Source organism: Streptococcus sp. k-163 (assembly GCF_013277555.1).
Taxonomy (GTDB): Bacteria; Bacillota; Bacilli; order Lactobacillales; family Streptococcaceae; genus Streptococcus.
This window is the reverse complement of the sequence record NZ_VMND01000013.1, coordinates 47,260-61,084: the sequence shown is the minus strand read 5'-3', so window position 1 is coordinate 61,084 and position 13,825 is coordinate 47,260. Positions and strand designations below refer to the sequence as shown.

The window sequence follows — 13,825 nt, the reverse complement described above, 5'->3', positions numbered from 1 at the left end:
GTTGTTTTGAGAGTACTCAAGTTGGACTTTTTCTTTGATTTTAGCCAGGTCAGCATCTGTTACGTTAGCTGGATCTGCTACAGTAACTTTTTCAGTTGGAGTTGCAATGTCATATTTTTGAGTTTGACCCTTAAGCATGACACGGAATGCACCTGGATCAGTTGCAGTTGAGCTACCTACTGCTTTATTCTCAATAAATGCACCATCTTTATCCGTTGCAGTTGCATAACGCCATCCTAAAGCCATACCTTCTGGATTTTCTCCTTTAGTTGCTGCCTCTAGTTTGTCTTTTGCTAAACCATCTGTCGCTGCTGGAGTACCTGAATAAGTAATGACTGCTGGGGCTTTTTCTGTCGCTGGAGTCTCAGCATTGATAACATTTGCTTTAAATCCATACTGAGTATTGATAGTATTTGCTTCACCTGCAACATCAGCAAACGCTTTGTTACCACCTTGTTTTACAGTGGCACTTGCAATTTTTCCGCTATCATCTTTGAATTTGATATCGAATGAGTTTTCTTCTCCAGCGTATACATAAACTTCTTTAGTATCTTTATTAGAGTAAGGAATCTCTACTGTTGGTGCTACTGCTGTTGTTTCTTTAGTTACAAATTCTGACAATGGTTTTTTATCTTGAGAACCATCTTTATAGGTTACAACAAGATTTCCTTTGTCATCTTTTGTTACTGATTGGATCTTAGCATCTTTATCAGCTACAGCTGTACCTTTTTTGTCTGCTAAGTTAGCATCATCGTTGTTTTGAGAGTACTCAAGTTGAAGCTTCTCTTTGATTTTAGCCAAGTCAGCATCTGTTACGTTAGCTGGATCTGCTACAGTAACTTTTTCAGTTGGTGTTGCAATGTCATATTTTTGAGTTTGTCCCTTAAGCATGACACGGAATGAACCTGGGTCCGTTGCGTTTGAAGCATTTGTTGCTCCATTCTCAATATATGCACCATCTTTATCCGTCGCAGTTGCATAACGCCATCCCAAAGCCAAACCTTCTGGATTTTCTCCTTTAGTTGCTGCATCTAGTCTTTCTTTTGATAAACCATCTGTTGCTGCTGGAGTACCTGAGTAAGTAATGACTGCTGGTGCATCTGCTGTCGCTGGAGTTTCAGCATTGATAACATTTGCTTTAAATCCATACTGAGTGTTGATAGTATTTGCTTCACCTGCAACATCAGCAAATGCTTTGTTACCACCTTGTTTTACAGTAGCACTTGCAATTTTTCCGCTATCATCTTTGAATTTGATATCGAATGAATTTTCTTCCCCACCGTATACATAAACTTCTTTAGTAGCTTTATTAGAGTAAGGAATCTCTACTGTTGGAGCTACTACTGGAGTTGCTGGATTTACTAGATATGCTGCTGCAATCTTATCTTTTGATCCATCAGGATAAGTGATAGTAAGATTTCCTTTTTCATCCACACTGTATTGTGAATTTGCTGGAAGACTCGGGTTAGCAGATTTCACTGCTTCGATAATCTTGTTCTTTTCAGTTTCACTAACGCCGTTAGAATCTGCAATATCTACTTTTGTACCTGCAACTGGTTCATATTTCTTAGCAGTCTCAAGGACTATTACTTTAAGTTCTCTGTATATCTTTGTTGGTTTATCTCGATTACTTGCATGAAAGACAATACTGTTAGTTCCTGCTGGCTGATCCATTGCAACAGTACCACTATATTTAGCATCACGTTGGTTAATCGTAGCTCCATTTGAAGATCCTAGGTATCCCCCTGATGGTAATACTCCTTTTATAGCTGTCGGATTTTTCTCAACTGAAAATTTCTCTAAAGCTGTAGCTTGAGCTACAACATCAACATCAATTTTATCACCAGGATATACTGTAATAGTCTCTTTACTTACTAATAGTCTAGTATCATTATTACCAGTAACCCCACCATCAATAATAGTTAATGGTGTTTTCGTAACTGTAATCGGTGCACTCTTAGCTGACTCTGTTCCACCTGCTGGTGTTGAAGTAGCTGTAATCTCTCCTTCTGGAAGACTGTTTGTAGGGTGAACAGTTGCTACACCTTGGTCGTTAGCTACCGCTTCACCGATCACAACACCATCTGTGTTGTAAAGCTTAACAGTTGAACCTGCTGGTGCTTTGATAGTCACATCCGCTGGCGTACTTGCTTTACCTGCCAAATCATTGACAATTTCTGGACCACTAGTTGTTGGTGTTGCTGCTGGATTGTTAGTCGCTGCACCTGCCGCTGGTTTGTTAGTTGCTGCACCTGCCGCTGGTTTGTTAGTTGCTGCATCTGGCGCTGGCGTGCTTGGTTTTGGTGCTTCTGGTTTTGGAGTAACTGGCTTAGCTGGTGCTACTGCTTCTTTTTCAACAATTACTTTTACAGGAACTTCTTTTGTAGATTTATCCGGGTAAGTTACAACTGCTGTTGCTCGTTTTTCACCTGGAGTTTGTGTATCTACTGCATCCTTGTACTTAACTGTTGTTCCTTTTGGAAGAGTATCTAAGTTTCCAATTGATTTTGTCGCATCTGGTTTTTGACCAACTTTTACAGTTTGATCTTTCGCTGTTGGTGTGGAAACATCAGACTGCCACATCTTTATAGGGTTAGTTGCAATGTTGGCGAAACCTGCATTGGCACCAGCAGTGGCGCTACGCATCATACCAAACACAACCTTCATATCTTTCAACTGTTCGTTAGATGTTGTTGCAGGAACTTCAGTTCTAAAACTCCATGCATAGCCATCATAACCTGAACCACCCGTAGTCGAACGATCCACAATCAAACGTTTGTCATTCAAGGCAACATTATCCAATAACTCTTTAGTTCTCGGAGAAGAATTAGATGCCGCACTCTTGAAATATCTGTCCTCCTGACCGGCAAGTTTTTCTATAGAACGACCATAGATACCACTTTCCCAACCAGAAGCCAGAGAAAAGGTATCTTTTTTGTCTAATGGTAATCCAGCAGCTGTAGCTGGTGCTGGATTTTCAAACGTTACAGAACTACTCAATGCTGAACCATCAGGTTTTGTACGTTCAAGTTTTTTAGTTTTAGGATTTAATTTACCTTGGATTGGAGAGTTATATTTTGCACGTGTAATGCTAGTTGGCATATTAACTTCTGCAGGAATTTGGATGAAATTTCGATATACATCTCCTCCATCTGTATTATACGTATTAGATAGATTTTCTGCATGATCATTATAAAAGACAAGCCAATCTAATGAAGTAATCTTCCCACTAGCGTCTTTATTATATTTAACTTTATAATTTGTAACTCTAGAAACTGCATTAACAGCGTCATCTGTAGACGTGGCTTTATTAACATCATTAAGGATATAGGTATCACTATGACCATTTGCGGCTGCATTTGTACCTTCTGAATAGGCAACTTCCGCTCTAAAAGCATTATTCTTATCTAATGCTTTACCGTTACGTGAGTCGTTAGATCCTGTGTTTTCGATTGAGTTAGATTCTGATTTTTTCTCAGTGTTTTCTGCTTTTTTACCTACAGTTGGTTGTCCGTTAGTAGTGTCTACTGCTGGAGTTTCTTTTTTCTCTACAGGTTTGTTTTTTAATTTAGTGTTCGCTGTAGTTACTAATTTGCTGTAAGCTTTTTTAATTTCTGCTTGAGTTGTTGCGTTTGCTAATGTAGCTTTTGCAGCTTCTAAGTCAGCTTTTAATACCGCAACACTCTCTTCTGTTTTGTTTTCGTATGTTCCGTTAGCTAATTTTGCTTCGATTTCTGCAATGTAGTTTTCTAGTTTAGTTTTGTCTAAAGTTTTAACTTCTTTTGCAGTTTCTCCATCAAGTTTTTCTGCTACAGCTGGTGTTGTAGCAACTTCTGGCTTGATTTCTGCTACAGCAGCAGGTGCCTCATAGGTCTTGCCATCTCCGTTCGGTGTAGGGTTAACATCCCCAGTAGTCGAGTTATTTGCTACAGTAGTTTCTGCTGTGTTTGCATGAACCACTTGAGTAGCTAAGCTAGCTCCGACCGCAAAAACAAGAGAACAACCGAATAGGAAGTGCTTTCCTTTTTTGATCATTCTCCAGTTCTTTTGCTCTGCATTTTTACGATTAAAATACATTACATTTTCTCCTTTTGATTTCTAAAAAATAGCATGTAATACACATACACATACACTCAACATTATAATTTATATAATCAGATTTGTCAATTATATTAATTATTATTTATTATTTTCCATTATTTTCAGAATATTTCAGAATTTGAAGCATTTATTATATTATAATATTTCAACAAAAATAAAATCCCCATTTTCTTCAAAACTATGATAAATTCCATTTTTTCGAATACTTATAAAGAGTATATTAACTACACCTGAAGCTAGCTCATCCCTTTTGAGTATCAAAAAGTAGAGAACTATGAAAGAAAAGCTTATCAGATACCAATACTCTTCGAAAATCTCTTCACATCACGTTAGCTTCCATCGGCAACCTCAAAACTAGTGTTTTGAGCAACCTGTAGCTAGCTTCCCAGTTTGCTCTTTCATTTTCATTGAGTATAAACTAATGTCAAGAAAAAGTCATTCTCTCTGACCATCTCTTTGAAGCCTTACAAGACATCTAGGGACCTGCATTTTTGCCTCTTCAAAAAAAGCCCCATACTATCTGGAGTTCAGGAATTCCTGTTACAGATAGTATAGAGCTCAAACAGCAGTTACACGACCGTGACTGCCTTTCTATTCTTGCATGGCATAACCAACACCACGCACGGTTTTAATGTAGCTTTTTTGACCTTTTACATCAAGCTTGCTACGTAGATAACGGATATAGACATCCACGATATTGGTTTCGGTCGCACTTTCATACTTCCAGACACTTTCCAACAACTGCTCACGAGTCAGAACTTTCTTGCTTCCCATTAGAGTAGCCAAAAGGTCATACTCACGACGAGTCAGAGCAATCATCTCCTCGCCACGATAAACGGTATGATGTTCTACATCCATACGCAGATTGCGGTAAGAAGTTGGAACCTTCATCTGACTACAGTGTTGGTCGATAAAGTCCCGACCTCGGAAAATCGCTGAAATACGAGCTACCAGATTCTCAATAATAACTGGCTTATAGATGTAAGAAACGGCAAAGCGTTGGATTGCCTCAAGCTGATCTTGCAATTCTTCACGATGGTCCAAGACCATGATCACTGAAGCTGGCTTAGTCCGACTCAGCTTATCTGCAAAATCCTGAGCTGTCATATCCCCCAGTTGAGCATTCAATAAAATCAAGTCATAGTCTGTCTGAAGAGCCATGGAGAGGGCTTTTTGCCCCTCCTCAACCTGATCAACTCGGTATTGCTCTTTTTGGAGTTCCAAACTTAAAAAGTGAGCTAGATTTCGTTCTTTCTCAAGTAATAAAATCCGTTTCCCCATGGCAGACCTACTTATTTTTCGTCATACCAAGAGTAGTGGAATGTTCCTTCTTTGTCTTTACGTTGGTAAGTGTGGGCACCAAAGTAGTCACGTTGCGCTTGGATTAAGTTAGCTGGAAGGTCAGCTGAACGGTAGCTATCAAAGTAAGTAATAGCTGCTGAGAATGTTGGCACTGGTACACCAGCTTGAACAGCAAGAGCTACGATATCACGTACTGCTTGTTGGTACTTAGCAGTAACATCCAAGAAGTACTCATCCAAAAGAAGGTTAGCAAGATCTGCATCACGGTTGTAAGCATCTGTAATCTTTTGCAAGAAACGAGAACGGATGATACAGCCATCACGCCAGATAGATGCGATGTCTGCAAATGGCAAGTTCCAGTTGTTTTCTTTAGAAGCTACACGCAATTGAGCAAAACCTTGTGCGTATGAAATGATTTTTGAGAAGTAAAGAGCTTGACGGATTTTTTCAATCAACTCAGCCTTGTCTCCTTCAAATTGGAAGGCAGCTGGTTTTGGAAGAACCTTGCTAGCATGTACACGTTCTTCTTTGTAAGTTGAAATGTAACGTGCAAATACTGACTCAGTGATGAGTGACAATGGCACACCAAGGTCAAGTGATGATTGGCTAGTCCATTTACCAGTTCCCTTGTTACCTGCGGCATCAAGAATGTAGTCTACGATTGGTCCATCTTGACCTTCATCGTCTTTACGGCTCAAGATATCAGCTGTGATTTCGATCAAGTAGCTGTCCAATTCACCCTTGTTCCACTCAGTAAAGATTTCAGCCATATCTTCTGCAGAAAGGCCTAGCAAGTGTTGCATCAAGTCATAGCTTTCTGCGATCAATTGCATATCACCATACTCGATACCGTTGTGAACCATTTTCACATAGTGACCAGCTCCATCAGGACCGATGTAAGTCACACATGGTTTGCCATCTTCTGGTGCTTTAGCTGAGATTTCTTCAAGAACATCCGCAACCAATTCGTAGGCTTCTTTTTGTCCACCAGGCATGATAGAAGGACCCTCAAGGGCACCTTTTTCACCACCAGAAACCCCAGTACCGATAAAGTTGATACCTGAGTTTGCCAATTCTTCGTTACGACGGATGGTATCTTTGTAGAAAGTATTTCCTCCGTCAATCAAGATATCACCTTTATCAAGGTGTGGAAGAAGGGCTTGAATTGTAGCATCTGTACCAGGTCCAGCTTGAACCATCAGCATGATACGACGAGGTTTTTCGATTGAGTTTACAAAACTTTCAACGTCATAGCTTGGTACAAAGTTCTTTTCAGGATGGCAAGCAATCACATCTTCAGTTTTTTCTTTACTACGGTTGTAGATAGCAACTGTGTAACCACGAGATTCAATATTAAGGGCAAGGTTACGACCCATTACGGCCATACCTACGACACCAAAGTTAGCTTTTGTCATTTGACACTCCTCTTGTTTAATTTGTTTTATTTTATCATTTTTACTTTTGAAAAGAAAGAATTTTGTAACGACTGCTTAGTAGTCCAAGTCATCCGCATGTCCAGAACCATTTCCAACAAAGTAACCTGTCTTACAGTTAAGGGTAAAGAGATAGGTTCCATCTGGCTTGTAGAGGTTGTAATAACCATTGCCATTAACGATATTGACACGTTCAAGGATGTATTGGTTACCAGTGATATAACCACGTGAACGTGAAGTCGCTAAAATTTGTTCCAAAACGCCATCCGCGAAATCCCAAGCAGAGTTGTTACTATCATCTACAGCTGATTGATTGAACGGTACACGGCTTGAAGCTCTTTGTAGGTTGACTCCAGAACTTGATAAACCACCATAGCTATCATCCCGCGCAGAAACTGAATTGTTTGATGAGGCGCTTGAAGATGGACTGGCGTTACTTGTAGTACTGTCGGTAGAAGAATTTGAACTTGCTTGACTAGAACTGCTAGTTTGACCTGAGCTTGAGCTAGACGTACTTGTTTGCTGGCTCTTACCGAGGCTAATAGCCTTATCTAGCACTTTATCAATCTCAGTATTCCCAGTTTTAATATCTGTAAATTTAGCATTCGATTTGGCTTTGACACTGGTATCTAGAACACCATCCACAATAGCTGGTTTTTCAAATTGTGCATTGACTTCTTGGATGGCCTTGATTTGCGTTTCTAAGCTGTCATATTTCGATTTGGCAAGCGTATGTTCACGAGTACCTTCCAGCTTATCAAGTAAAGCCTTGAGTTGAGGTAGCTTTTCAAACTGGCTATTCTTCAAAGCTGTTTTATTGCTATCTGTGTAGAAGGCATCGTATTGACTATTAAAATCTTCTAAAATAGGCTGAACATTCTGCTCACTAGACGATGATTGAGCCGTTTGGATTTCCTGTGTTGAGCGAGTAACTTGACGATAAACATAATAACCAGTCCCAATAATAAGAATTCCTAGGGCAGCTAACAAGCCATAAAGAATCTGTTTCTTAACGCTTTTCCCATCTTCACTATCCACCATTGGATACTCTGTTTCGACTGCCTCCTCAGTGTCAAATTCCTCATCAAAAGGAGTTTCTGTCACTTGTGTAGATTCTAAGTCATCAAACTGGATGAAATCATTCTCTACTATCGTAGGCTCAACAGCTGTCTCCTCCCGAATCTCTTGGATAAGATCGTCCAAACTCTGCGTTTCGACTAATTCCTCCTTTTTGTATTGGCGAGTCGCAAACTTATCTGCCTCAATTTCATCTTTGTGTTGCTTGAGATACTTATCTAAAATGGAATCTTCAGGCAATACCCCTGCTTCTACTTCTTCATTTTTACGAATAGCTTGACCAACTGTTAACTCTTTTGCTTCATCAAAATCAAATCGCGGTTCTTGTCCTTCATTTTTATGACGATCCCGTCTCTTCTTAGTCATGAGTTTACCTTCCTACTTTACTTCTTGGCGTTTGATACGCTGACCAAAATATTGATACAGATCCACTTTCAGGGTTCCGTTATACAGTTTACGCTTCTTGTCCGCTTGGCTACCATACTTGCTTTCAAAGGCTTCATCACTAGTTAGGATAAACTTACTCCAAGTCTTGAGAGGTTCAAAAACCTCACCCATCTCAGCATAAAGCTTGGTCACCCCTGCATCATCTGATAAACGTTCACCATAAGGCGGATTGGAGATAATCACACCGTTGATTTTATCAGAACGCAAATCCTGCACGCGCATCTGCTTAAAAGTAATGTCTCCTGCAACACCAGCTGCCTGAGCATTAGCCTTAGCAATCTCCACCATGCGAGCATCAATATCACAACCCATGATATCCAGTTCCAGTTCACGATCCACTTTTTGGGCCGCTTCTGTGCGCACTTCTTGGATCAAACGATCACTGACCCAGTTCCATTCCTCAAATGCAAAAGAGCGACGAAGTCCTGGTGCCATCTTTCGAGCAATCATGACAGCCTCGATACAGAAAGTCCCCGAACCACAGGTCGGATCAATCAAAGGCTTGTCTGGATACCAGTTAGAAAGTTGCAAAATGGCTGCCGCCATATTTTCCTTGATAGGAGCGCCACCCTTTTCGGTACGATAACCTCGTTTAAAGAGGCTATATCCTGTCGTATCAATCATGACAGTTGCCACATCCTTTAGAATAGAAACCTCAATCTTAAACTCTGGGCCATTCTCCATCAGAGGAACACCTTCTGGACGAGCATAGTGTTTCTGCAATTTCTTGACAACAGCTTTCTTAGAAATTGCCTGTACACTTGGTTCATTGTGAAGTTTGGACTTAACACATTTGGCTTTTGAAATCGGGAACCGAGCTCCGAGTGGTAAATAATTTTCCCAATCTAAAGCGAAAACTCCCTGAAACAGTTCCTCAAAAGTCTTAGCTGGAAAGGTTCCTACGATAATTTTGATACGATCTGCTGCCCGAAGCCAGAGGTTGGTTTCGATAATAGCTCTCACGTCTCCTTGAAAACGCACACGTCCATTTTCAACTTGACAATCGTAGCCCAACTCTCGCACTTCTCTTCCCACGACAGCTTCCAAACCAGCTGCCACAGTTGCAATTAAATTAAATTCTTTTTTCATTTTACAGTCTTACAAGACCTTTCTATATGTCCACTTTAAAAAATGAGGTTGAGAAAATTTCTCAGCCCCAACCTATATGCAATTTTCTATAAGCCATGTTTTGTTCCAGAAGTGACTAGGACCACTTCTTTCGATAATCATCTGTCTACCACTAACAGCTCTAGCTGATAGCAGTCAGAGTACTACGTTCGTTTCCGTGCACTCCATGCCCCGACCAAAATTTGGGTTGCTAGCTTGAGGGGTTTACCGCGTTCCACTCTCTCTGTTTCCAGAAAGACTCCGTCACTGTGGCACTTTCAAGCCTACTCTGACCTATCCAAGGACTTAGCCATTTCAACTGCCGTAACGATTTCTCGTCCCTAGGCTTATGGTTTCGCCTAGCACAAACACTACAGGCATCACAGCCTGTGCTAGCATGGACTTTCCTCATGAAAAGAAATTCTCTTCACGCGATTATCCAAAAATTGCACTTTTTAAATAAGCTCTTAAAATCCTGAGTTATCTAAAATTTGTTTACCAAACACTTCTTTTTCAAGACGATTCAAACGTTTTAAAATATCAAAGTTCGTCATAGAACTTGTTGTTGTAGCTTCAAGAGGTTCTGTTTGAACTGGTGAAGGTTTTGGTTTATGAGCTAATTCTTCCTTCAAATCAGCAATTTCCTGACGAAGTGACTTGACCAAGGCAGCATAGGTTTCATAGTCCTTGATGACATCGTCTAAAAACTCATCAACTTCTACCTTACTATAGCCACGGACCTCACGTCCAAACTCTTGTTCAAAAATATCTTTCGCCGAAAAAATAATACCTGCCATGTCTCTCTCCATTCTCAGTTGCTAGTATTATTATATAAAAAAAGACAAACAAAAATCAAGGTCAAAGCTTCAATTTTCGGAAAAATTTTCAGCAAGTTCATTTAGCTGATCAAATGTTAATCTCTTTACAAAATAGTCCTCTTGATTTTTCATCTTTTGGTAAAAATAAGCTAGTTTCGTTGCATTTTCTTCATCATAAAAAAGATAAGAACTATTCGTATTTTCCAGTAAGAACTGCTGGTAATCTCTTAGCTGCCCCGCGTGTTCATAGCGAGGATAAGCATATTTGACAAAGTCTACCTGCTTAAAACGGCTCAGTTTCAGCTGATTGGCTTCATTCCAATTTTCCCCATGGGTTTCAAAAGCAAAAATGGTGGCCAACTGAAAGCCATATTCTGTTTTCATCTCCTGCGCAACCTCTAGAACCCAATATTCAAATCCTAAAGTCCCTGTAAACACAAGCCAAGACACCCCATCTGCTGCCATAGCCTCTAAATCTTTACGTATCGCTTTTTTAATCAATTTCAGACGAGGATCCTTGTCAGAAAATAAACCCAAATCAAAAGCAGAATAGCCCAAAACCAAAGCTGTAGTCATTTTTAACCCTTTCTGTGTAAAATTATGGTATAATAGAGTGATGTTATTGTACCAATAAGGAGAATTATGGTCAACTATCCTCATAAAATTTCATCCCAAAAAAGACAAGCCTCTCTTTCTCAATCCAAAAATTTCGCAAACAGAGGAATGTCTTTTGAAAAGATGATCAATGCTACCAACGACTACTATTTGTCTCAGGGATTGGCAGTTATACACAAAAAACCGACTCCTATTCAAATCGTACGAGTGGACTATCCACAACGAAGTCGTGCCAAGATTGTTGAAGCCTATTTTCGACAAGCTTCAACGACAGACTATTCTGGCGTTTATAAAGGATATTACATCGACTTTGAAGCCAAGGAAACAAAACAAAAACGTGCGATTCCGATGAAAAATTTCCATCCACATCAGATTCAGCATATGGAACAAGTCCTTGCCCAACAAGGAATCTGCTTTGTCCTTCTTCACTTTTCTTCTCAGCAAGAAACCTACTTATTACCGGCACATGATTTGATTCGCTTCTATCATCAAGATAAGGGGCAAAAATCAATGCCACTTGGATACATACGAGAATACGGTTACCAGATAAAACTAGGGGCATTTCCGCAAATTCCCTATCTCGATGTCATCAAAGAACATTTACTAGGTGGTAAACAAGATGAATAAATACATTCTTATGCGAATAGTAAAGTATACTGGGATTTTTTTCCTAACTCTCTTTATCGCATTATTTCTATTGGGTGGAGGAGTTTTCCTCTATTTTGTGAGCAAAGCTCCAGCCCTATCAGATAGTAAATTAGTTGCGACAACTTCTAGCAAAATTTACGACAATAATAACGAACTCATTGCCGACCTGGGCTCTGAACGCCGAGTGAACGCTCAGGCCAATGAAATTCCTACTGATTTAGTCAAAGCCATCGTGTCTATCGAAGACCATCGCTTCTTTGACCACAGAGGGATAGACACAATTCGTATTATGGGAGCCTTCTTACGTAACTTACAAAGTAATTCTTTACAAGGTGGATCAACCCTAACCCAGCAGTTGATTAAGTTAACCTATTTCTCAACATCAACTTCGGATCAAAACATCTCTCGAAAAGCACAAGAGGCTTGGCTCGCTATCCAATTGGAACAAAAAGCTACCAAACAGGAAATTCTTACCTACTACATCAATAAGGTCTATATGTCAAATGGTAATTATGGAATGCAGACAGCAGCCCAAAATTACTATGGAAAAGATCTAAAGGATTTATCTTTACCTCAATTAGCTTTGCTAGCAGGTATGCCTCAGGCACCTAACCAATACGATCCTTACTCTCATCCGGAAGCAGCACTAGACCGTCGTAATTTAGTTCTTTCAGAAATGAGAGGGCAAGATTACATTAGTGCTGAGCAATATGAAAAAGCCGTCAACACACCTATCACTGATGGTTTACAAAGTCTTAAGTCGGCTGCTACTTATCCAGCATATATGGATAACTATCTAAAAGAGGTTATTGAACAAGTAGAGCACGAAACTGGATATAATCTTCTTACTACTGGGATGGAAGTCTACACAAATGTAGACAAGGGAATTCAACAACGACTTTGGGATATTTACAATACAGATGAGTATGTCTCTTATCCAGATGATGACCTTCAAGTAGCCTCAACTATCGTAGATACTTCCAATGGTAAAGTCATCGCTCAACTTGGAGCACGTCACCAAGCAAGTAACGTTTCATTTGGTACCAACCAAGCTGTGGAAACCAACCGTGACTGGGGATCAACCATGAAACCAATCACTGATTATGCCCCAGCCTTAGAATACGGTGTATACGATTCAACTGCAACTACTGTCCACGATATTCCTTATAACTATCCTGGTACAAGTACCCCTGTTTACAACTGGGATCGAGCATATTTTGGTAATATTACTCTGCAATATGCCCTTCAACAATCTCGTAACGTACCTGCCGTTGAGACACTAAACAAGGTTGGTTTAGACAGAGCTAAAAACTTCCTAAATGGTTTAGGAATTGACTATCCTGTAATACACTATTCAAATGCTATTTCAAGTAATACAACTGAATCTAGTAAACAATACGGGGCAAGCAGTGAAAAAATGGCTGCAGCCTACGCTGCATTCGCAAATGGCGGTATTTACCACAAACCAATGTACATCAATAAAATCGTCTTTAGTGATGGTAGTGAAAAAGAATTTTCTGACGCTGGTACAAGAGCTATGAAAGAGTCTACTGCCTACATGATGACAGAAATGATGAAAACAGTCTTGACATCTGGAACAGGTTACAACGCCTATCTGCCTGGAATTCCTCAAGCAGGGAAAACAGGTACTTCTAACTATACCGATGAAGAAATTGAAAATCATATCAAGTCGAATCAACTTGTAGCTCCGGATGAACTGTTTGTCGGTTATACTCGTAAGTATTCAATGGCCGTTTGGACAGGTTATAGCAACCGTCTCACTCCTATTGTAGGTGATGGTCTCACAGTTGCTGCTAGAGTTTATCGTAGCATGATGAGCTACCTTACTCAAAATAACCATCCTGGAGATTGGACAATGCCTGAGGGACTATATAGAAACGGGCAGTTCGTATTCCTAAACGGAGCAAGAAATACATGGAGTACTCCTGATACACAACAAACACAATCAGAAGTAGAGAATCCCTCTACCACAAATGAAAATACAAGTACACAAGTAACACCTACTCCTGGTCAACAATCAAATAATCCTGCTCCAACGAATCCAAATCAGGGACAACCTGGCCAACAAATCCAACAACAACCACAGGCCCCTCAATTTCAACAACCACAACAGTAAACACGAAAAATCCTGAGAGTTAGAAATTCTCAGGATTTTTTTACTACAAGATAGCTAATACTCAATAAAAATCAAAGAGCGAACTAGGAAAGTTAGCCACAAGCAACTCTAAGCACGGATTTGAAGTCATCAGATAGAAC

Annotated in this window: 9 protein-coding genes and 1 other RNA gene; 2 read left to right on the top strand and 8 right to left on the bottom strand. The window is 39.9% G+C overall.

What is annotated here, in order from left to right; genetic code table 11:
• The 8 genes from HT731_RS09515 to HT731_RS05415 all read right to left on the bottom strand — a co-directional run.
• On the bottom strand, positions 1-4,077 hold a 4,077-nt coding region (locus tag HT731_RS09515; protein ID WP_275690306.1), incomplete at its 3' end, for a Rib/alpha-like domain-containing protein.
• A gap of 615 nt (positions 4,078-4,692) precedes the next feature.
• Positions 4,693-5,382, bottom strand: a complete 690-nt coding sequence (locus tag HT731_RS05445) for a response regulator transcription factor (RefSeq protein ID WP_061088388.1) — start codon at positions 5,380-5,382, stop codon at positions 4,693-4,695.
• 11 nt (positions 5,383-5,393) lie between these two features.
• Positions 5,394-6,818, bottom strand: a complete 1,425-nt coding sequence (gene gndA, locus HT731_RS05440; RefSeq protein WP_125411082.1) for an NADP-dependent phosphogluconate dehydrogenase — start codon at positions 6,816-6,818, stop codon at positions 5,394-5,396.
• Between the two features lie 75 nt (positions 6,819-6,893).
• Positions 6,894-8,279, bottom strand: a complete 1,386-nt coding sequence (locus HT731_RS05435) for a cell division site-positioning protein MapZ family protein (protein WP_140834261.1) — start codon at positions 8,277-8,279, stop codon at positions 6,894-6,896.
• A gap of 12 nt (positions 8,280-8,291) precedes the next feature.
• Complete coding sequence (locus HT731_RS05430) at positions 8,292-9,449, bottom strand: class I SAM-dependent RNA methyltransferase (RefSeq protein WP_049533779.1); 1,158 nt, start codon at positions 9,447-9,449, stop codon at positions 8,292-8,294.
• Between the two features lie 84 nt (positions 9,450-9,533).
• An RNA gene (gene rnpB / locus HT731_RS05425) (RNase P RNA component class B) lies at positions 9,534-9,914 on the bottom strand.
• 20 nt (positions 9,915-9,934) lie between these two features.
• Positions 9,935-10,264, bottom strand: a complete 330-nt coding sequence (gene gpsB, locus HT731_RS05420; RefSeq protein ID WP_049539007.1) for a cell division regulator GpsB — start codon at positions 10,262-10,264, stop codon at positions 9,935-9,937.
• A 69-nt stretch (positions 10,265-10,333) separates the two neighbouring features.
• On the bottom strand, positions 10,334-10,861 hold the full coding sequence (locus tag HT731_RS05415) for a DUF1273 domain-containing protein (protein ID WP_173278018.1): 528 nt from the start codon (positions 10,859-10,861) through the stop codon (positions 10,334-10,336).
• 66 nt (positions 10,862-10,927) lie between these two features.
• On the opposite strand from HT731_RS05415, the gene recU reads away from it, so the two are divergent.
• Positions 10,928-11,527: a Holliday junction resolvase RecU gene (gene recU, locus HT731_RS05410; RefSeq protein ID WP_173278016.1), complete on the top strand. Its 600-nt coding sequence runs from the start codon at positions 10,928-10,930 to the stop codon at positions 11,525-11,527.
• A complete protein-coding gene (gene pbp1a, locus HT731_RS05405) occupies positions 11,520-13,685 on the top strand; it encodes a penicillin-binding protein PBP1A (protein ID WP_173278014.1) in 2,166 nt (721 codons plus the stop codon). The genes recU and pbp1a overlap by 8 nt, the downstream gene beginning before the upstream one ends.
• Positions 13,686-13,825: the final 140 nt, after the last annotated feature.

Excerpts from the sequence above, each read along its gene's own strand:
- HT731_RS05445 (WP_061088388.1), bottom strand. The coding sequence starts at position 5,382 with ATGGGGAAACGGATTTTATTACTTGAGAAAGAACGAAATCTAGCTCAC.
- gndA (WP_125411082.1), bottom strand. The coding sequence starts at position 6,818 with ATGACAAAAGCTAACTTTGGTGTCGTAGGTATGGCCGTAATGGGTCGT.
- HT731_RS05435 (WP_140834261.1), bottom strand. The coding sequence starts at position 8,279 with ATGACTAAGAAGAGACGGGATCGTCATAAAAATGAAGGACAAGAACCG.
- HT731_RS05430 (WP_049533779.1), bottom strand. The coding sequence starts at position 9,449 with ATGAAAAAAGAATTTAATTTAATTGCAACTGTGGCAGCTGGTTTGGAA.
- gpsB (WP_049539007.1), bottom strand. The coding sequence starts at position 10,264 with ATGGCAGGTATTATTTTTTCGGCGAAAGATATTTTTGAACAAGAGTTT.
- HT731_RS05415 (WP_173278018.1), bottom strand. The coding sequence starts at position 10,861 with ATGACTACAGCTTTGGTTTTGGGCTATTCTGCTTTTGATTTGGGTTTA.
- recU (WP_173278016.1), top strand. The coding sequence starts at position 10,928 with ATGGTCAACTATCCTCATAAAATTTCATCCCAAAAAAGACAAGCCTCT.
- pbp1a (WP_173278014.1), top strand. The coding sequence starts at position 11,520 with ATGAATAAATACATTCTTATGCGAATAGTAAAGTATACTGGGATTTTT.